The sequence below is a fragment of the Arthrobacter sp. MSA 4-2 genome (assembly GCF_016405885.1).
GTDB lineage: Bacteria > Actinomycetota > Actinomycetes > Actinomycetales > Micrococcaceae > Arthrobacter_D.
This window is the reverse complement of record NZ_JAEKGC010000004.1, coordinates 17,857-36,787: the sequence shown is the minus strand read 5'-3', so window position 1 is coordinate 36,787 and position 18,931 is coordinate 17,857. Positions and strand designations below refer to the sequence as shown.

Here is an 18,931-nt window from a genome sequence, read left to right as displayed (position 1 = left end):
CCTACCGTGACCCTAGAAGAGGGACTCTTGGACGGCCGGCACGGCGGTCGAGTAGTCCCCCGGTGCGATCCGCCGCCCCTTGAGCCGGGACAGGTCCGCGAGGAAGCGCAACGGGGCGCCGTCGAGGCTGACGAGGGCGCAGGAGCCCAGCAGCGGACCGACGACGAACCCGTGGTCGCCGCTCTCGAGGTCCCCTGGATAGGGCTGGACCCCGCCGGCCGTCAACACCTCCTGCCACGACGGCGGCGGGTCGAACTCCTCGGTGACGACGGTGAAACCCTCGAGCTCCATCCCCTCCCGCAGCAGCTGCCGGGCCGCGTCGGCGAAACCCGTGTTGATACCGGCGAGCCGATCCTTTGGCAGGGGCCGGCGGAGGGCCTCGGCCTTCGCGGCCGAGCGCACGGCCTGCGGCAGGCCCACGCTGCGCGTCACCTCGTCCTCGAGGACGCGCACCACCCGCCCGTTGTCCGCGAGGGCCACGTACGAGGCGGTGACGGCGCCCTGCTCCACGAGCCGCCCGCGCTTGCGCTTGGCCGAGGCGGTGCCGACCTTGGTGGCGCCGTCGGCGAAGGTCGCCACGTACAGCCAGTGCGGCTCGTCGAGGTAGCGTTTCAGACCCTCCGGGGCGATGCCCGAGCGGTGGAAGTCGTGCATGAAGCGCAGGTCGTCCTGGGCGAAGCAGGGACCGCACTGGTAGCCCCGCTCGGCCTCGGCCTGCCGCGGGCAGGGCACGTGCGTGCGGGACTCGGCGTCGCGGACCCGGTAGGAACCCAGGCAGTACCGCACTCCGGCGGGACCGAGCGTGCGGTAGCCGAGCCGGGAGCCCGGCCGCAGCGGCAGGTCCGTCCGGACACCGTCCGGGTCGGCGAGGACCAGGGCCGGGACTTCGCCGTGCCAGGCCACCCCGCTGCACAGGTAGCGTCCACCGGGATTCACCAATTCAGCTTAGGCCACCGGCGGGTCCTCGACCCTTTCCCGGGCCCGGGCGGTCCAGGCTTCCGTACCGGCCGTGGCGACGCCGTCGACGCCCCGGACCGCCGCGGCCGTCGGTGGTGAACCGGTGACTCAGAGGCCCTCGGCCACCGCCGCCGCCGCGGCGAGCCAGGCCCGCTGGGTGGCTGGGCGCAGGGAACCATAACGGATCCTGCCCTTCAGCAGGGCGGGGTCGAAGGGGATGGTGACGGCGCTGCGGGCCAGCTCGGTGAAGCCTGCGGCAATCGCCTGGGCCTGGGCCGCGGTGCCGTTCTTGTCGGACTGGCTGACGATGACCACGGCGTTGCGGGAAAGCTGCTCGTAGTCGCCGCCGCGGGCCCGCAGGGCCTCAAGCAGGAGGGCGCCGGCCTCGGCGTGCTCCTCGAGGGTGGTGGTGGCGATGACCAGCTGGTGGGTGTGGTGGAGCATGCGCAGCCACCGTTCGGCCGTCTCGTCGTTGCCCGAGTCCACAACATTGAGCCGGAAGTACTTCGAGGCGACCTCGTGCAGGGCGTCGAAGTCCCGCGAGGTGACCTTCTGCTCGGAGGCCAGCACGTCGGGCTTGGACCGCAGCACGTCGTACTTGTCTTCGGTCTGGTGGTGGACGTAGCGGGCGAGCAGCGCCGACTGGGCGGACGGGGCGAGCAGGGCGCCGGTCTGCGGGAGCAGGTCGAGCACGGTTGCCTCATGCGGGCCCTGCTCGGTCCGCCACCCAAGGGTGCCGCGGGTTTCGTTGTTGTCCCAGGCCAGGACGGGCCCGCCCCCGTTGCGGGCGAACACCGCCGCGAGCATGACGGTGGTCGGGGTCTTGTTGGCCCCTCCCTTGCCGTTCACGACGGCGATGGTCCGCGGGCCGGGCCAATGCTGACTCACGGCGCGGGTGTGCGCGCGCACCGTCAGTTCCGCGGCGGACGGCGGAATCCGCACGCCGATACGGGTCAGGGCTCCCCGCAGGCCGGTTTCGGCGGGCACCACTGCCGTGTCGGGGGTGAGGAAGGAGCGGCGGCCGGTCCGCGCCGCGGAGGCTCGCTGGCGGGTGGCCGGAGGCTCGGCCGGAGGCGGGGGAAGCTCCGCCACGGGTTCGGAGCCGGATGCTCCGCGCGGCGGCCGGCCGTACTCAAACGGCCGGGACTCCCCCGGTTCGGCGGCGGGGAGGTCCGTGTCGGTGGGCCGGGACTCAAGCGCTCCGGCGTCGGCGGAGTCGGTCTCGATGGGTCCGGCGTTGGAGAGGTGGGGCTCAAATGCTCGGGTGTCGGAGAGATCGGCCTCAAACACCTGGGTGTCGGAAAGCCCGGACTCGAAGGGTTCCGGCTCGTAGGGAACCGTGCCGTTGGGAACCGTGCCGGTCGTCCGGGCGGCGATCGAGGGGGCGTAGTCCGGCGCTGCCTCGGGCCCGTACGCGGCTGGAGTGCCGTCGTTCTCCTCATCGGCGGACAGCGGCTCCCACCGGGCCCCCGGGTCCCCCTCGAGCAGGGACTGGCGGCGCCGGCTCGCCCTCGTGGGGTAGGTGTCGTTCGTGCTGTCGGCGCTCCACACGGAGTCACGTTCGGTCATGTAAGTCCATCCCCCCGCACACCTAACGGGGCGGCTGCTTAGCGGTCGTTGCCTTTGCCCATCCTATAAGTACCCTGATCGTCGAAGCCGCAGGCGAGTAACAGAGGGTTCGGATCGGAGACACCGCCCCGCCCGCAATTTATGCTTTCCGTATGTTTCCCGCCTTCCGATCGATGCGCCAGATCCGGGTCTCGGACGAGTCCCACCGGGTCACGACCTTCGAACTCTTTTTCGACCTCGTCTTCGTTTTCGCCTTCACCCAGGTCACCGGCTTCATGGCCCATGAACACACGGGCCTCGGTGTGCTCCAGGGCATGATCATCCTGGGCATCCTCTGGTGGTCCTGGGTCTGCTACTCCTGGCTCGCCAACCAGACCCACGTCGACGAGGGCATCGTGCGGCTCGGGATGTCGCTCGCCATGATGGCGATGTTCATCGCTGCCCTGACCATTCCGGAGGCCTTCCACGACATGGCCGGCGGCCTGGACGGACCGCTCGTGTTCGCGCTGGCCTACTTCGTCGTGCGCCTGGTCCACATCGGGCTGTACCTGGTCGCCGCCGGGGACGACGTCCCGCTCCGGCGCCAGGTGATCAAGACTTCGAGCGCCATGTTCACCGGCTCCGCCATCATCATCACCGGAGCCCTCGTCGGCGGGCCGTCCCAAACCTGGTTCTGGCTGGCCGGCCTCGCCGCGGATATCACCCTCACCTACCTCACCTCCGCCGGCGGGAACTGGCGGGTCCATTCCGCCGCCCACTGGGCCGAGCGGTACGGGCTCGTCGTGATCCTCGCCCTGGGCGAGTCGATCATCTCCATCGGCGTCGGCGCCTCGGAACGCCCGGTGAGCACCCTGATGATCCTGGGCGCGGTCTTCGGCGTCGGGCTCTCGATCTGCCTGTGGTGGCTGTACTTCGACGTCATGGCAATTGCGGCCGAGCACGTGCTGGCGCGGCTCCGCGGCCGGGCGCGTTCGGCCCTCGCCGTGGACGCCTACACCTACCTCCACCTCCCGCTGATCGCCGGGGTCGTGCTATCGGCGCTCGGGGTCGAGGATGCCCTGGCGCACCTCGATGAATCATCCGGCTACGGCTGGCTGGGGGCCGGCGCGCTGCTGGGCGGGACGGCCCTGTACCTCCTCGCCCACGCGGCGTTCTGGCGAAGGGTCGGCGGGTACTGGAAGACGTGGCGGCTCAGCACCGCCGCCGTCCTGCTGGCCCTGATCCCGGCCACTTCCGGGTTCGCCCCGCTGGCGGCGCTGGGCCTTGTCTTTGGACTGTGCGCACTGCTCGTCGTCGTGGAAACCACCGTCTACGCGGAGAAGCGCGCGGAGATCCGCCGCAGCCACTCTCCGGCGTAACGCGGCGTGTCCGCCCGTCGGGCGCCCCTGCCACACGGCGTCCCCTGCCCGTTCGCCGGCCGGGTGTCTCCGCCGGCTGCTAGGCCTTGGGCCGGGCCCGGACGTGCATCTTCTCCCCCTGGTGGCCGAACAGACTGAGGAACTCCACCGGGTGCTCGTCGGCGGAAGCGAACCAGTGAGGGGTATGGGTGTCGAATTCGGCAGCTTCGCCCGGCCCCAGGACGAAGTCCTTATCGCCGAGCACGAGGCGCAGGCGCCCATTGAGGATATACAGCCACTCATATCCTTCGTGCACGCGGAGTTCGGGTTCGCCCTTCCGTGCGTCGGCGGCAAGCACCATCTTGTACGCCTGCAGCCCGCCAGGCCTGCGGGTCAGGGGAAGGGCCGTCATGCCGCTGTGCCGGATGGGCCGCAGGTGGATGCGCGGATCACCGGTGGTCGGCGCTCCGACGAGGTCGTCGAGCGGCACCTGGAACAGTCGGGCCAGGGGCAGGAGCAGTTCGAGGTTGGGGCGCCGCTGGCCGCCTTCGAGGCGGGACAGGGTGCTCGCCGAGACGCCGGTGGCCTCGGATACCTCGCCGAGGGTGAGCCCCCGCTGCTGGCGCAGTGCGCGCAGCCGTGGGCCCATGGCGTCAAAAACCGATGAAAGATCGCTCTCCATCCCCGCATCTTGCCATATCGGCAAGGAATATTGCCAGCACGTCCACCCGGCGGGACAGTGGATACGAGGGCGCCGACCGTAGGCGCCTCGGAAAAGGAGAAGCATCATGCAGGACTCTTCGCGCTATGACGTCGTGATCATCGGCGGAGGCGCCGCCGGGCTCAGCGCCGCGGTGGCCCTCGGCCGGTCGCTGCGCACCACGGCCGTGATCGACTCCGGCTCGCCGCGGAACGCCCCCGCAGCCGGGGTCCACAACTTCCTGTCCCGCGATGGAGTGCCGCCGCTCGAGCTGGTGGCGTCCGGCCGGGCCGAAGCGGCGTCCTACGGTGCAGTCCTGATCGACGCGGAGGCGGTGCGCGTCGAGAAGGGTCCGGAGGGGTTCACCGTCACCCTGCAGGACGGCGGGCGCGTCGCCGGCCGGCGCCTGCTCGTCACGACCGGGCTCACCGACGAACTGCCCGACGTCGAGGGGCTCGCCGCGCACTGGGGTTCGGGCGTCATCCACTGCCCCTACTGCCACGGGTACGAGGCCCGCGGCAGGGCCATCGGCGTCCTGGCGACCGGCCCGATGGCGATGCACCAGGTCCAGATGTTCCGGCAGCTCAGCAGCGACGTCACCCTCTTCCTGCACACCGCGCCTGAACTGACGGCCGAGCAGGAGGAACTCCTGGCGGCGCTGTCGGTCCGCGTCATCTCCGGCACGGTCGAAGCAGTCCAGGAGACGGACGGCTCGCTCTCGGGCGTGCGCCTCGAGTCCGGCGAAGGCTTCCCGCTCGATGCCCTCGTCGTCGCACCGCGCTTCGCCGCGCGGTCGGCACTGCTTGAGTCCCTCGGCGTGCGGACCGCGGAGCACCCGATGGGCATCGGCTACTCGGCCGAGGTCGACCCGCAGGGCCGCACCTCCGTTCCCGGGGTGTGGGCGGCCGGCAACGTGGCGGATCCGGTGGCCCAGGTGATGGCCTCGTCCGCTGCGGGGCTGGCGGCCGGGGCGGCAATCAACGGGGACCTCATCGCCGAGGACGCGGCGGCCGCCGTGGAGCGGCTCCGGGAAGGCGCCGGGCAGGCCCTTGGCGGGGCGCCGGCCGGGCACGAGAATGGGACCACCACGGGGACACCCGACGGCAGAGCGGAGCTGGAGAGCCATGCACGCTGAGATGGACCAGGAGTTCTGGGACCGGCGCTACGCCGAGCACCATCGGGTATGGAGCGGGAACCCCAATCCCCACCTCGTCACCACGGCCTCCACGCTGCCTCCCGGGCGCGCGCTGGATGTCGGCTGCGGCGAGGGCGCCGACGCCCTGTGGCTGGCCCGCAGCGGGTGGCGAGTGACCGGCGTCGACATCTCCGAGGTGGCCCTCGGCCGGGCCCGCGAGCAGGCCCGGATCGAGGACGCCGCGGTTGCCGCCCGGGTCGACTGGTTGCACGCCGACCTTATCGAGGCGCCGCCGGATCCAGGCGGCTTTGATCTGGTCTCGGCACAGTTCATGCAGCTGCCGGAACCGGCGCGCTCGACGCTGTTCGCGGGCCTCGCCGACGCGGTGGCGGCGGGCGGCACGCTTCTCATTGTCGGGCACCACCCCTCGGACCTGCAGACGGCGGCGCGGCGGCCCCCGCTACCCGAGCTGTTCTACACCGCGGAGGACCTCATCCCCCTGCTCGACGGTGGCTGGGACATCACCGCCTCCGAGGCGCGGCCGCGTGCAGTCGAGGACGCGGCGGGACACGCTGCGGTGGTCCGGGACACGGTGCTCCAGGCCCGCCGGCTGGAAACCAGTCAGGCACCGGCGCCGCCCTCTGCAGGACCGGTGTAACTGTCGCAGCCGCCCGCCTCGGCGGGAGTGGTGCCGCGGCCGCACCACTCCTCCAGGGCGGGAAGCCCTAGTTGCGAACTTCAAACGGCACGATCAGGATGCCCGAGGTGGTCGAGTTGCGGCCGTGCCGGTCATTGCAATCGGCGCGCAGGAACAGCTTGTGCATGCCATTGGCCAGACGGGTGGTGTCGATGCTGATTCTCCCGTCATACTCCCCGCCCGCTCGCCTGAGGATCAGACCGGGAACATTCGCATGGAGATCCGGGTCGATCCGGACTTCATGGGCCGTCACGGGCGGGTCGTCCGCCTCACCGTGCCGCACCATCCTGACGGCGGGTGACCAGGTGCCGCTGATGGGAAGGTTTGGAACCGGAACTGTCACGAGAGCGGCTTCACAGTAGCCGCCCTCAGCCAGATCGCTCCCGGGCGCCGAGTACCATCCCTTACCGCGTAGATAGGGATCCCGGGAGACATCGCTCACGGCGCGGGTGGGCGACAGATCGACAGTGTACTGAAAATTGAGGGAGGCGATCATGCGGGCTGGTGCTGTTCCGCCGCCCGCAGCAGGGTCTGCGACGTCAGAAAAGAAGCGCAGCCGCGTTTCTTTGAGGCCATCGGTCGAGAAAACGGACGGATCAACCCTCACCTTGCCCCAACGGGTGCACGTACCTGGAGTGGGGCACGTCCAACCGGTTTGGTAGAGCTTGGACTGCGGCGTCTCAGTGGACGCACCCTTCATGACAACCGACACGTAGGGCGTGGAGGCCTTGCCGGTATTGACCTGCTGGCGGCCGGGATCATGCAGAATCATCCGGATATCGAGTGTGAATGGCCCGGTCACGGTTTCGCGTTCAGGAATGCAGGCTCCCACATGGATATGACCGTGGTCCGTACCTGCGGGAGCCGCTCCCGGGGTGGGCAGCCACCAGGACTGCGCGTCCACGAAGTGACGCTTCTCGGGATACCCCGCACAGGTGAGGGGGTCAGGGGTGCCGGCCACGGCCGGGGCGACGGGGGCGCCGAGTACGGTGCTGACCACAAAGAGTAGTGCCAAAACCATCCGCGCAGGCCGTTCGACATACCTCGAAGTCATCTGCCTTGGAGTTATCTGCCTTGGAATTATCTGCACCGGTGACTCCGTTCAATGCTGGCCGCTTGAGATGGAGCAGCACCCGACTGGGGCGGTTTACCGGGATAAATGTACGTCTTCGCAGTCCTGCGGGAAAGAGTCGGCCCTTTATGTTGCGAGGGGTCCGCGTGAGGGTCGAGGACCCGGCGGGCCACGCTGCACGGTTCGGGACACGCTGCGCCAGGCGGTCCGCAGCATGGGCTCCTACCAGCCGGGCCGAGGCTGCGAACCGGCCCCAAACGAAAAATCCCCGAGGCCAACGGGGCCTCGGGGATTGCTCTTTGTAGCGGTGGTGGGACTCGATCCCACGACCTCACGATTATGAGTCGTGCGCTCTAACCAGCTGAGCTACACCGCCCTAAATGAGTCTGCCCGCACCGATCGGATGATCGTCACGGGCCCCTCATTTACGAGCCCCCCACCGGAATCGATCCGGTGACCTCGTTCTTACCAAGAACGCGCTCTACCACTGAGCTAGGGGGGCAACGACAAGAAACTTTACCAGTTCCGAGCCGCTGTGCGAAATCAACAACCGCCCTTGCGTGCGGACCCCTGATTTCGCTTCGGATCCCCGCCGTGGCGGGGATCCGAAGGGGTTAGCCTAGGTGATTTTCACCACTGGTCGGACTGCGCATTGGAGCGGCCGAGACCGGCTCCGGCAGCCTTGCCCGACCGCGGCTTGCGCGCGCTGTCGCTGGAGAACCGGGTGTCGCCGTCGCGCTTCTTGAAGTCTTTCGAGTCCTTGCTGAATTCCTTTTTGAAGGGCTTCTTGAACTCACCGGCCGGGCGCTCGCGGTTGGGCTTGCGGCCCTTGTCGAGCTCGAGGTGGATCAGCTCACCGCCGATGCGGGTCTTCGACAGGGCGCGCCACTGATCCTTGGAGAGCTCCGCGGGGAGCTCAACGAGGGTGTGGTCGGCGCGGATGTCGATGCCGCCGATCTGCGAGGAGGAGAGCCCGCCCTCGTTGGCGATGGCACCGACGATGGAGCCGGGCATGACGCGCTGGCGGCGTCCGACGGCGATCCGGTAGGTGGCATTGCCTTCGGTGAGGGTGCGCGTCGGCCCGCGGGAGCCGAAGGCGTCCTTTCGGCCCTCCGAGCGCTCGCGCTGCCCGGCGGGAGCCACCGGGATGTCCTTGACCAGCAGGGGGTTGCTGCCCTGGGCCATGACGGCCAGCGCAGCGGCGATCTCGGCGGCCGGAACGTTGTGCTCCTGCTCGTAGCTCGCGATGAGGTCACGGAACGCCGCGACGTCCTCGCTGGCGAGGGTCTTCGTGATCTTCTCGGCGAACTTGTTCAGGCGCAGTTCGTTGATGCTCTCCGAGGAGGGAAGCTGCATCTGCTCGACCGGCTGGCGGGTCGCCTTCTCGATGGAGCGCAGCAGGTACTTCTCACGCGGAGTCATGAACAGGATGGCGTCACCCGAGCGTCCGGCTCGGCCGGTGCGGCCGATGCGGTGGACGTAGGACTCGGTGTCGTGCGGGATGTCGTAGTTGACGACGAGCGAGATGCGCTCGACGTCGAGTCCGCGGGCGGCGACGTCGGTGGCCACGAGGATGTCGATTTTGCCCTCACGCAGGGCCTCGACGGTGCGCTCGCGCTGCTGCTGGGGAATGTCTCCGTTGATGGCTGCGGCCGAGAAGCCCCGTGAACGCAACTTGTCCGCCAGGTCTTCGGTCGCCATCTTGGTACGGACGAAGGCAATGATGCCGTCGTAGTCCTCAACCTCGAGGATGCGGGTCATGGCGTCGAGCTTGTGCGGGCCCATGACCTGCAGGTAGCGCTGACGCGTGTTGGTGCCGGTGGTCGTCTTGCCCTTGACCGCGATCTCGGCCGGATCGTTCAGGTACTTCTTGGCGATCCGGCGGATGGCCGGGGGCATGGTGGCGGAGAACAGCGCCACCTGCTTCTCGGCAGGGGTCGAGGAGAGGATCTGCTCGACGTCCTCGGCGAAGCCCATGCGGAGCATCTCGTCGGCCTCGTCGAGCACGACGTACTCAAGGGCCGACAGGTCGAGGGAACCCTTAGAGATGTGGTCGATGACGCGGCCGGGGGTGCCGACGACAACCTGGGCGCCGCGGCGCAGGCCCGCAAGCTGGGGCCCGTAGGGGGATCCGCCGTAGACGGGCAGAACGGTGAAGCCGTCCATGTGGCGGGCGTAGGAGGTGAATGCCTCGGCGACCTGGAGCGCGAGCTCGCGGGTCGGGGCGAGGACCAGGACCTGCGTGTTCTTGCTGACACCGTTGATGTCGGCCAGCTCGGCCATCTTCGACAGCGCGGGAACCGCGAATGCTGCGGTCTTTCCGGTGCCGGTCTGGGCCAGGCCGACGACGTCGCGGCCCTCGAGCAGGACCGGAATGGTGGCGGCCTGGATGGGCGAGGGCTTCTCGTAGCCGACGTCGGTCAGCGCGGCGAGGACGCGGGCGTCGAGGTTGAGGTCGGTGAACAGCAGCTCTGCGGCGTCATCGGCAGCCGGGGCGTCAAGGTTTTCGGAGATTTCGGGGGACAGATTTTCAGGCATGGAGGAAAGACCTTCAGGTAGATGCCGGACGGCCCGGAAGGCGGGAGCCAACTGGTGCCGTGCTTACAACGAAATCCGGCACTGTTTCAATCCCGCGGCAGGACTTCCCGTCACAACTGGGCTTCCTGCTCCAAGAGCTGAAATGTGTGACGTTTTCTTCTAGCCGGCGCTCCCTGATGAATCTGCTCGCGGAAAATCTCGACGAGCCCCAACACAACCTATCCGCCTGAAAGGACGGAAATTAAGGGAATACCGGTGTGGGGGATATTTCAATCCTACCGCATGCGGGCCCCGGCCCCTGCCGTTCGGGCGCGGAAGGGCGGGTGACGTTGGGCACGTTAGGCGCCGGCGAGGGCCTGCACCGCCGCCCTGCGGACCTGCGGGGCAAGCGTAACCTCCTGCGCGCCGGCCTCCAGCAAGCGCACGCCGGCGGCGGCGTCGAGCCCGCCGAACACCTGAGCGATGGTCACGCCGTGGGCCGGGCGCGAGGTGACGGCGACCGCGTCTCCGGCCTGCACCGACCCGCCCTTCACCACCCGAAGGTAGGCTCCCGGACGGTTGGCTGCGGTGAAACGCCGGATCCAGCCGGGCTCGCCCAGGTGCCGGGCAAAGTTGCCGCACGGGGTCCGCGGCATCGTCACCTCGAACTCCACCCCGTTGATGCTCCACCGTTCACCGATCACCGCGTTGCTGGCTTCGATCCCCTCGAGCCTCAGGTTCTCCCCGAACAGTCCGGGCTCGATGGCGCGGCCGAGCTCGCCGCTCCAGTGGTCGGCGTCCTCCTGGGCGTAGGCATACACGGCCTTCGTGGGGCCGCCGTGGTTTTTGCGGTCGGCCTGAAGGTCGCCGGTCAGCCCCAGCGGGTGCACCTTCACCGGCCCGGCGACGGCGCGCTTGTCGATGGCGCTCACGCCGACGGTGTCGCGGGTCGGCAGCAGCCCGTGGACGAGGCAGACGGCGAGGACTCTCCCTTGGCTCATGCGGTCATCCTATGCGTCCGGGCGCCGCAGGCCCGCTCTGGGCAGGGCGCCCTCCGGGTATGTTGGGTGGACCACCGACGAGCGCGAAAGGTCCCCTCATGACCACCCCTCGAACCTCCGGCGCGGCGCCCGCGCCGGCCCTGGCCATCCTCAACGCCCATGTCGTCCCGATCGAGGGGGAGCCCTTCGACGGGACGGTCGTCCTCGAGGACGGAAGGATCACCGCCCTCGGCGCCGGCGTCGAGGCTCCGTCCGGGATGGAGACCCTGGATGCGGCCGGTAAGTGGCTGCTGCCGGGCTTCGTCGACGCGCACGTCCACCTGGGCACCCACGAGGAGGGCGAGGGCTCGGCGGGCGACGACACCAACGAGATGACCGACCCGGTGATGGCCGGGGTGCGGGTGCTCGACGCCATCAACCCGTACGATCCCGGCTTCGACGACGCCCTGGCCGGCGGCATCACCACCGTGAACGTCAATCCCGGCTCGGGCAATCCGATCGGCGGGCTCGCCGTCGCCATCCACACCCACGGCCGGTACATCGAGGAGATGCTGCTCCGCTCCCCCAGCGGCCTGAAGTCCGCCCTGGGCGAAAACCCCAAGCGGGTGTACGGCGGGAAGGAGAAGACGCCCTCGACCCGCCTCGGCACCGCCCTGATCATCCGCAAGGCGTTCAAGGACGCCCAGAACTACCTGGGCAAGGACGATGAGAACGCCCGGGACCCGCACCTCGAGGCCCTGGCGATGGTCCTGCGCCGCGAGATCCCCTGGCGGCAGCACGCCCACCGGGCCGACGACATCGCCACCGCCCTCCGGCTCGCCGACGAATTCGGCTACGACCTGGTGCTCGACCACGGCACCGAGGCCCACCTGCTGGCGGACGTGCTGGCCGAGCGCGGCACGCCGGTACTGATCGGGCCGCTGTTCACCACCAAGTCCAAGGTGGAGCTGCGGGGCCGGTCGCTGGCGAACCCGGGCAAGCTCGCAGCGGCCGGCGTCGAGATCTCGATCATCACCGACCACCCCGTCATCCCCATCAACTTCCTGGTGCACCAGGCCACCCTGGCCATGAAGGAGGGCCTCGACCGCACCACGGCCCTGCGCTCGATCACCCTCAACCCGGCGAAGGTGCTCGGACTTGCGGACCGGCTCGGCTCGCTCGCGGTGGGCAAGGACGCCGACGTCGTGCTGTGGAGCGGCGACCCGCTCGACGTGATGCAGCGGGCGCTCGGCGTGTGGATCGGCGGGCGGAAGGTCTACTCCTACGACACGGAGGCGCGCGCCGGCGTCGTCGTTCCGCGCGGGGCATGAGGCGCGCCCCCGCCGTCGGACAGCAGGACCCGGCACGCCCGCACCACCCGCGCACGCTCCGGGCGGCCTCGCTGCTGTGGCTGGTGGCCGCGGTGCTGCTCCTCGTGGCGGCCGGTTCGTTCGCCGGCTCGGCCGCACTGCCCGGCTCGGACAGCATCGCGCTCACCGGGCTCGCGGCCGTGCTGGGGGCGCTGGCCGTCCTGCAGCTCGTGCTCCTACTGCGGCTGCGCCGGGGCCGGCGCAGCGCCCGCGAACTGCTGAGCACCGTAGGAATCATCGCCGGGCTTCCCGTGCTGGTGCGCGGCACACCCGGGCTGTCGGTCATCGCCGTCGTGATGTTGCTGGCCGTGGTGCTGATGTGGCTTCCGGCCAGCAGCGCCTATTTCCGGGTGACCGACCCCAAGTCCCGAAAGAAGCGGGGGCTGCCCGGTACCTGACCGGACAGCCCCCTATCGCTGACGAAGCTGTCAGCCCCGAAGCGATCCCAGCGCCTGCTCGAGGTCACCGATCAGGTCCTCGAGATCCTCAATGCCGACCGAGAGCCGGATAAGGTTCTCCGGCACCGCCAGGTCGGTGCCCCGCACCGAGGCGTGCGTCATGGCCGAGGGGTAGTTCATGAGCGATTCGATGCCGCCGAGTGACTCCGCGAGGGTGAAGACCTTCGTCGATTCGGCCACCGCCCGCGCCGCGGCCTCCCCGCCGGTGAAGGTCACCGAGATCATGCCGCCGAAGCTCTTCATCTGCGCCGCGGCGAGGCCATGGCCCGGGTGCTCCGGCAGCCCCGGGTAGTACACCCGCTCCACGCCCTCCTGCTCTGTGAGCCACCGGGCGATCGACGCGGCGTTCGAGCTGTGCCGGTCCATGCGCACGCCCAGGGTCTTCAGGCCCCGTGTGGTCAGCCAGGCCTCCATCGGCGCGGACACCGCGCCCACGGCGAACTGGATGAAGCCCACCTTCTCGGCGAGGTCCTCGTCCTTAACGATCACGGCCCCGCCGCTGGCGTCGGAGTGCCCGCCGATGTACTTGGTGGTCGAGTGCACGACGACGTCGGCCCCGAAGCTCAGCGGCTGCTGCAGGTACGGGGAGGCGAAGGTGTTGTCGACGACCAGCAGCGCACCGGCCGCGTGGGCGATCTCCGCGACCGCGGCGATGTCGGTGATCTTCATCATCGGGTTCGACGGGGTCTCGACCCACACCATGCGGGTCTGCCCGCCGACGACGGCGGCGCGCACGGCGTCGAGATCGGCCATGTCGACGGCGCTGTTGGTGATGCCCCACTGGGAGAGCACCCGGTCGATCAGGCGGTAGGTGCCGCCGTAGGCGTCGTTCCCGAGCACGATGTGGTCGCCGGGCCGCAGCGCCGCCCGGATGAGCGAATCCTCAGCGGCCAGGCCCGAGGAGAAGCTGAACGCGTGCGTTCCGCCCTCGAGCGCCGCCAGCTGGGACTGCAGGGCGTCGCGGGTCGGGTTGGTGCCGCGGCCGTACTCGTAGCCGTTGCGCAGCTTGCCGATGCCGTCCTGGGCGAACGTCGTCGTCTGGTAGATGGGAGGGATCACGGCCCCGGTGGTCGGGTCGGGAACCTGGCCCGCATGGATTGCGCGGGTGTTGAAGCCGGAATTGCTTGAGTGCGTCACGCTGCTCCTGTTGGTCGAGGGGTTAGCTGCTCATATAGGTCAGCAGGTCATGGCGGGTCAAAATTCCCACCGGCGCCCCGGCGAGGGTGACCAGGACCGTGTCACTGTGCTGGAGGCGCTCCCGCGCCGTGCCGACCGACTCCATCGAGCCGATCAGCGGCAGTTTCGGGCCCATGTGGGCCGATACGCTGTCGGTGAGTTTGGCCTGGCCGGTGAAGATCTTCTCCGTCAGCGAGCGCTCGTCGACCGATCCGAGCACCTCGCCCAGCACCACGGGCGGCTCGTGCGAGAGCACCGGAACGCTGGAGAGCCCGTACCGGGTCATCAGGGCGATGACGTCGCGGAGGGTGTCGCGGGGGCGGGTGTGGACGAGGTCGGGCAGGGTGCCGGCCTTTGCGTGGAGCACCCCGGCCACGGGCGCGTCGTCCCCGGCATCGAGGAAGCCGTGCGACTCCATCCAGTCGTCGCTGAAGATCTTGCCGAGATAGCCGCGCCCGCCGTCGGGCAGCAGGACGACCACGACGTCGTCGGCGGTCAGGTCCTTGGCCGCACGCAGCGCCGCGACCACCGCCATGCCGCAGGATCCGCCGACCAGCAGGCCCTCCTCGCGGGCCAGCCGCCGGGTCATGGCGAAGCTCTCGGCGTCGGAGACGGCGATGATCTCATCGGGCACGGAGGGGTCGTAGGAGGCGGGCCAGATGTCCTCGCCGACGCCCTCGACGAAGTAGGGGCGCCCGGTGCCGCCGGAGTAGACCGAGCCCTCGGGGTCGGCGCCGATGACCCGGACCGGCCCGCCGGCGCGGTCCGCGGAGACCTCCTTGAGGTAGCGTCCGGTGCCGGTGATGGTGCCGCCGGTGCCGACGCCCGTGACGAAGTGGGTGATCCGCCCGTCGGTGTCGTTCCAGATCTCGGGCCCGGTGGTTTCGTAGTGACTCAGGGGTCCGTTCGGGTTGGAGAACTGGTCGGGCTTGTACGCGCCGGGGATCTCGCGGGTGAGCCGGTCGGAGACCCCGTAGTAGGACTCGGGGCTGTCGGGTTCCACGGCCGTGGGGGTGACCACGACCTCCGCGCCGTAGGCCGCCAGGACGTTGCGCTTGTCCTCGCCGACCTTGTCCGGCACCACGAAGACGCACTTGTAGCCGCGCTGCTGGGCCACCAGGGCCAGGCCCACGCCGGTGTTGCCCGAGGTCGGCTCGATGATGGTGCCGCCTGGCCGCAGCTTGCCCTCGGCCTCCGCCGCGTCGAGCATCTTCGCCGCGATGCGGTCCTTGACCGACCCGCCGGGGTTCAGGTACTCGACCTTCGCGAGCACCGTTGCCGCGATGCCGTCGGTGACCTTATTGAGCTTGACCAGGGGTGTGTTGCCGATCAGGTCAACTATTGAGTTCGCATACTTCATAGTCCTAAAGCTACCGGGTGGCGCTTCGAGAGGGGTGCGGCCTGAAACACATCGACCCAAAGCGGTGTCCGTGGATCCCCTTGGCGGCGGACGGACCGCTTTGCGACAAACGCACCGGATAAACCGCGCGCCTCTGTCGCTTTCGGGTGCGCGAGACGTTAAGTGGCGCCCGGGCCTGCCACCGGCGGAGTGTCGCGCGGCGGGCACGCCGGGGGCGCCCGGGGCCGTGGCACCATGGTGGGATGAGCAGTTCCCCCGTTGTCGTCGGTTCCGCCGGCGTCACGACGGTCTGGGAGCCCGGCGGCCCCTACCACCTCGCCGGCACAATCGGCACGCTGCAGTGCGGCGCGTACGACCCGGCCTTTCGCACCGTCGGCAGCGCGCACTGGCTCGCCTTCCGCACCGCCGACGGCGCCACCACCCTGCGCCTCCAGCAGCTTGGGACGCTTCGATCGTCCCGGATCGAGGCCACCGCCTGGGGCCCCGGCGCCGAAGCGGCCCTCCACGGGCTTCCGCGCCTGCTCGGCAGCGAGGACGACTGGAGCGGGTTCGACAGCCCCGACTTCCGGGCCACGCTTCCCGAGCTCGCCAAGAAGGGCCGCTACCTGAGCCCCGGGCTCCGTCTGCCCTCCACCGGGCGTGTCCTCGACGCCACGGCCCGGGCCGTGCTGGAGCAGCGGGTCACCACCTTCGAGGCAAGGCGCTCGTGGCGGTACCTGCTCGAACGGTACGGGGATCCCGCCCCGGACGCCGGCGGATCCGCTCCCCCGGAGCTTCGACTGCCGCCGACCGCCGAACAGTGGCGGAAGGTCCCCTCCTGGGAGTGGCACCGTGCCGGCGTCGACCCCCGCCGCTCGGCCACGCTGCTCAGGGCGTCGCTCGTCGCCTCGGGCCTCGAGCGCCTCGCCGAGGTGCCCGCCGGTCCGCTGGTGAGCCGGGGTCTCTCCTCGGTTTCCGGGATCAGTGTCTGGACCTCGGCCGAGGTCATGCAGCGCACCCATGGGGACCCCGACTCCATTTCGGTCGGGGACTACCACCTTGCCTCCTTCGTGGGGGCCGCCCTCACCGGACGGCGGACCGACGACGCCGGGATGCTCAAGCTGCTTGCCCCGTGGGCGGGGAACCGTCAGCGGGTGGTGCGCATGCTCTATGCCAGCGGCTTCCGCAAGCAGGCCTTCGGGCCGCGCCTTCGACCCGAGGACCACCGCCGCCACTGAGCCCGCCGGCCACCACGCCGATTCACCGCGCTGATTCGCTGTCCTCCGGAGCCAGCCGTACTTCCCGGGAACGGCAAAGCCCCCACCTCCGATTGGAGGTGGGGGCTTTGACCGGAGTCTTGGATGGAGCCTGCTTCGGCCTTACTGACCGTCGACCGGATCGGCCTGGGCGGCGGCCTGCTGCTGGGCGACCTGCTCGTGGACGGCCTTCATGTCAAGGCCCTTGACGGCGTCGACGAGTTCGGAGAACTGCGAGGAGTTCAGCGCGCCGGGCTGGGAGAACACGAGGACCTGCTCACGGAACGCCATCAGGGTCGGGATCGAGGTGATCCCCGCGGCGGCCGCGAGGGACTGCTCGGCCTCGGTGTCGACCTTGGCGAAGACGACGTCGTCGTGCTGCTGCGAGGCGGCGTCGTAGACGGGGGCGAACCGGGTGCACGGGGCGCACCAGTCGGCCCAAAAATCGACGAACACGATGTCGTTGTTCTCGATGGTCTCGGGGAAGCTTGCCTCGGTGATGTCGATGGTTGCCATGGTTCAACCGTAACGAGTCCACCGGGCGGTGTCGCCTGTGTTCGCTGTCGATGAAGCCTCCCGGCGCGCCACCTGCGGGGCCGCCGCGGGGGTCGCCGCAGGGTGAACACCCCCGCTGCCGCCGCAGACGATGGAGGACACCCGTGTTTGCGCCGCGCCCGCCACAGGCATAGCGTGGCGGGTATACAACTCCAGCCCTAGGCGATCATGAGCGACTCCCCGGCAAATGCTGCCGCTCCAAGTGCGGTGCAGGCGCGCAGGACGCTCGATGAGGGCGAATCGGCGGCCGCCCGCCTCCACAGCACGTCGACCGCGCCCGAGGGTTGGCTGCTCCTGGTGATTGCAGCGGGGATCGCCTGCTACTTCGCGGCCTCCTTCCTGGGGGTCCGGGCGTCACAGCTTACGGGGACCGCGCTCGCCGTGCTCCTCGTGGCGATCGCCGTCCTCGGGGTGGCCTTCCCGTTCCTGCTGCGCCGGCACCGCACCATCCGCCCGCGGCACTTCCCAACCATCGAAACCGCGGCGATCGTGGCGTCGGTGCTGCTTGGCGCGGCCTACCTGCAGATCTTCCGCGGTGCGCCCCCCGGGGTCTCCGATGCGTTGTCTGCCGGTTTCACCGCGGTCCTGCCGCTGGCCGCATGTGCCCTGTTCCTCATCGTCCGGTCAATGACGCTGGGCACAGGAGCACACACCGTCGGCCCGCCTGGGCCTCCGGGCGACCGGCGCTTCACCCTGCTTGCTGCCCTGACGCGCGTTCACTGCGCGTCCCCGTCGAGCCTGGGCGCCGCCGCCGGTCTTCCCCTCGATGAACTTGCCGCCGAGGCGGCGGGGCTTGAGAGGCAGGGCCTGATCATGGCGCAGGAGCGCCTCATCTCCCCCCGGGACACGGCCGAGGTCCGCCTCACCGTCAGGGGACGCCTGGAGGTTCAGGAGCGGACCGAGGCCCTCCTGGCGGCTGCCGGTCCTTCTCTCGGGCCTTAGCCGGATTAGGCTTGGGTGCCATGAATGTCCCGGTTCCCGATCTTCGCTCCTACCTGCTCGGCACCTGGCGTGTGCGCCGCAGCCTGGTCAACCGCGCCGATTCCACGGTGGGCTCGTTCACGGGAACCCTCACCTTCCGGCCGGTGTCTGACGGGGGTCCGGGCCTGTCCTGGCGCGAGGAGGGGACGGTGCACTGGCCCGGCGTTCGTCCCTCCGCCGGCCGACCGGTTCCGCCCTTCACCGGCCCCGCAAGCCGCCAGTACCTTCTTGTTCCCGGCGGGCCGGCCGCGCCGTGGGAGGTCCTGTTCGGGGACGGCAGGCCTTTCCACCGCCTCAGCCTCACCGCGGGCTCCTGGCGGGATGAGCACTGGTGCTCCCCGGACACCTACCGGGTGGAGTACACCGCACTGGCGCAGGACGGGCTGAAGTACGAGTGGGACGTCACCGGGCCCGCCAAGGACCAGCTGCTGACCACGGAGCTGACGCGGGAGCGCCCGCCGCGCTGAGAAGCAGGCCCCGGTGATCAGGCGGCGAACCTGCCGGGGGCCGGCAGTTCCCTGCGGGTGCACTGACCGGCCGGAAGCCAGGCTTCGCGGGCCCGGGAATGCTCGATCCACTGGACCCGCACGGCGTCGGTGGTCCAGGCCATGGCGAAGCCCTTGACGGTGCGGACGGTGCCGTCGGCGTAGGAGAGCCGGGCCCACAGGGCAGGGGCCTTCACCGACTCGGTCACCGCCCCGGCGGGCCGCTCCAACTGCAGCGGCGGCCCGTACCGGTCGGCGGCCGGCGGAATCCCGTGCCACCCCGAAGCTTGCGCCATGCCAACAGGGTAGACCTGTGCGGTGACACGGGCGAGGGGTTGCCCCGCCGA

General features: G+C 69.8%; 18 protein-coding genes and 2 tRNA genes. 8 read left to right on the top strand and 12 right to left on the bottom strand.

From position 1 onward, the window contains the following. Positions 1-12: 12 nt before the first annotated feature. Complete coding sequence (locus I6N91_RS05360) at positions 13-936, bottom strand: DUF2797 domain-containing protein (RefSeq protein WP_307843245.1); 924 nt, start codon at positions 934-936, stop codon at positions 13-15. Between the two features lie 129 nt (positions 937-1,065). After that, the gene (locus I6N91_RS05355) at positions 1,066-2,526 is read right to left on the bottom strand and encodes an ATPase (protein ID WP_198811372.1); all 1,461 of its coding nucleotides are present in this window, start codon (positions 2,524-2,526) and stop codon (positions 1,066-1,068) included. Between the two features lie 152 nt (positions 2,527-2,678). Here I6N91_RS05355 and I6N91_RS05350 point away from each other — a divergent pair, with 152 nt between their 5' ends. Next, positions 2,679-3,884, top strand: a complete 1,206-nt coding sequence (locus I6N91_RS05350) for a low temperature requirement protein A (RefSeq protein ID WP_198811370.1) — start codon at positions 2,679-2,681, stop codon at positions 3,882-3,884. Positions 3,885-3,963: 79 nt separating this feature from the next. Here I6N91_RS05350 and I6N91_RS05345 read toward each other — a convergent pair whose 3' ends face one another. Then, positions 3,964-4,545, bottom strand: a complete 582-nt coding sequence (locus tag I6N91_RS05345; protein WP_198811368.1) for an XRE family transcriptional regulator — start codon at positions 4,543-4,545, stop codon at positions 3,964-3,966. A gap of 106 nt (positions 4,546-4,651) precedes the next feature. Here I6N91_RS05345 and I6N91_RS05340 point away from each other — a divergent pair, with 106 nt between their 5' ends. After that, the gene (locus tag I6N91_RS05340) at positions 4,652-5,698 is read left to right on the top strand and encodes an NAD(P)/FAD-dependent oxidoreductase (protein ID WP_198811366.1); all 1,047 of its coding nucleotides are present in this window, start codon (positions 4,652-4,654) and stop codon (positions 5,696-5,698) included. Beyond that, entirely contained in the window at positions 5,688-6,356 is a 669-nt protein-coding gene (locus tag I6N91_RS05335) for a bifunctional 2-polyprenyl-6-hydroxyphenol methylase/3-demethylubiquinol 3-O-methyltransferase UbiG (protein WP_198811364.1), read from the top strand. The genes I6N91_RS05340 and I6N91_RS05335 overlap by 11 nt, the downstream gene beginning before the upstream one ends. 67 nt (positions 6,357-6,423) lie before the next feature. Here I6N91_RS05335 and I6N91_RS05330 read toward each other — a convergent pair whose 3' ends face one another. The 5 genes from I6N91_RS05330 to I6N91_RS05310 all read right to left on the bottom strand — a co-directional run bounded on the left by I6N91_RS05330 (position 6,424) and on the right by I6N91_RS05310 (position 10,985). Continuing rightward, positions 6,424-7,299, bottom strand: coding sequence for a hypothetical protein (locus I6N91_RS05330; RefSeq protein WP_198811362.1), 876 nt, complete (start codon positions 7,297-7,299; stop codon positions 6,424-6,426). A gap of 470 nt (positions 7,300-7,769) precedes the next feature. After that, positions 7,770-7,843, bottom strand: a tRNA-Met gene (locus I6N91_RS05325). A 54-nt stretch (positions 7,844-7,897) separates the two neighbouring features. Further along, positions 7,898-7,969 (bottom strand) — tRNA-Thr (locus I6N91_RS05320). 128 nt (positions 7,970-8,097) lie between these two features. Then, positions 8,098-10,005: a DEAD/DEAH box helicase gene (locus I6N91_RS05315; RefSeq protein WP_198811360.1), complete on the bottom strand. Its 1,908-nt coding sequence runs from the start codon at positions 10,003-10,005 to the stop codon at positions 8,098-8,100. Positions 10,006-10,343: 338 nt separating this feature from the next. Beyond that, on the bottom strand, positions 10,344-10,985 hold the full coding sequence (locus tag I6N91_RS05310; RefSeq protein ID WP_198811358.1) for an MOSC domain-containing protein: 642 nt from the start codon (positions 10,983-10,985) through the stop codon (positions 10,344-10,346). A gap of 98 nt (positions 10,986-11,083) precedes the next feature. On the opposite strand from I6N91_RS05310, the gene I6N91_RS05305 reads away from it, so the two are divergent. Continuing rightward, positions 11,084-12,295, top strand: coding sequence for an amidohydrolase (locus I6N91_RS05305; protein ID WP_198811356.1), 1,212 nt, complete (start codon positions 11,084-11,086; stop codon positions 12,293-12,295). Beyond that, positions 12,292-12,732, top strand: a complete 441-nt coding sequence (locus tag I6N91_RS05300) for a hypothetical protein (protein WP_198811354.1) — start codon at positions 12,292-12,294, stop codon at positions 12,730-12,732. The genes I6N91_RS05305 and I6N91_RS05300 overlap by 4 nt, the downstream gene beginning before the upstream one ends. 30 nt (positions 12,733-12,762) lie before the next feature. Here I6N91_RS05300 and I6N91_RS05295 read toward each other — a convergent pair whose 3' ends face one another. Both I6N91_RS05295 and I6N91_RS05290 read right to left on the bottom strand, forming a co-directional pair. After that, a complete protein-coding gene (locus tag I6N91_RS05295; protein WP_198811352.1) occupies positions 12,763-13,929 on the bottom strand; it encodes a cystathionine gamma-synthase in 1,167 nt (388 codons plus the stop codon). 22 nt (positions 13,930-13,951) lie between these two features. Further along, positions 13,952-15,328: a cystathionine beta-synthase gene (locus tag I6N91_RS05290; protein WP_198811350.1), complete on the bottom strand. Its 1,377-nt coding sequence runs from the start codon at positions 15,326-15,328 to the stop codon at positions 13,952-13,954. 242 nt (positions 15,329-15,570) lie between these two features. Between I6N91_RS05290 and I6N91_RS05285 the strand changes: the two genes are divergently transcribed. Further along, a complete protein-coding gene (locus I6N91_RS05285) occupies positions 15,571-16,545 on the top strand; it encodes a 3-methyladenine DNA glycosylase (protein WP_198811348.1) in 975 nt (324 codons plus the stop codon). A gap of 141 nt (positions 16,546-16,686) precedes the next feature. On the opposite strand, the gene I6N91_RS05280 is transcribed toward I6N91_RS05285, so the two are convergent. Then, a complete protein-coding gene (locus I6N91_RS05280) occupies positions 16,687-17,079 on the bottom strand; it encodes a co-chaperone YbbN (RefSeq protein ID WP_198811345.1) in 393 nt (130 codons plus the stop codon). A gap of 207 nt (positions 17,080-17,286) precedes the next feature. Here I6N91_RS05280 and I6N91_RS05275 point away from each other — a divergent pair, with 207 nt between their 5' ends. Further along, positions 17,287-18,060 (top strand): hypothetical protein, encoded by a 774-nt coding sequence (locus I6N91_RS05275; protein WP_198811343.1) that lies wholly within the window; start codon positions 17,287-17,289, stop codon positions 18,058-18,060. 20 nt (positions 18,061-18,080) lie between these two features. Continuing rightward, positions 18,081-18,566, top strand: a complete 486-nt coding sequence (locus tag I6N91_RS05270) for a DUF6314 family protein (RefSeq protein WP_198811342.1) — start codon at positions 18,081-18,083, stop codon at positions 18,564-18,566. Positions 18,567-18,583: 17 nt separating this feature from the next. Here the strand turns inward: I6N91_RS05270 and I6N91_RS05265 are convergent, their stop codons facing one another. Continuing rightward, a complete protein-coding gene (locus I6N91_RS05265) occupies positions 18,584-18,880 on the bottom strand; it encodes a hypothetical protein (RefSeq protein WP_198811340.1) in 297 nt (98 codons plus the stop codon). Positions 18,881-18,931: the final 51 nt, after the last annotated feature.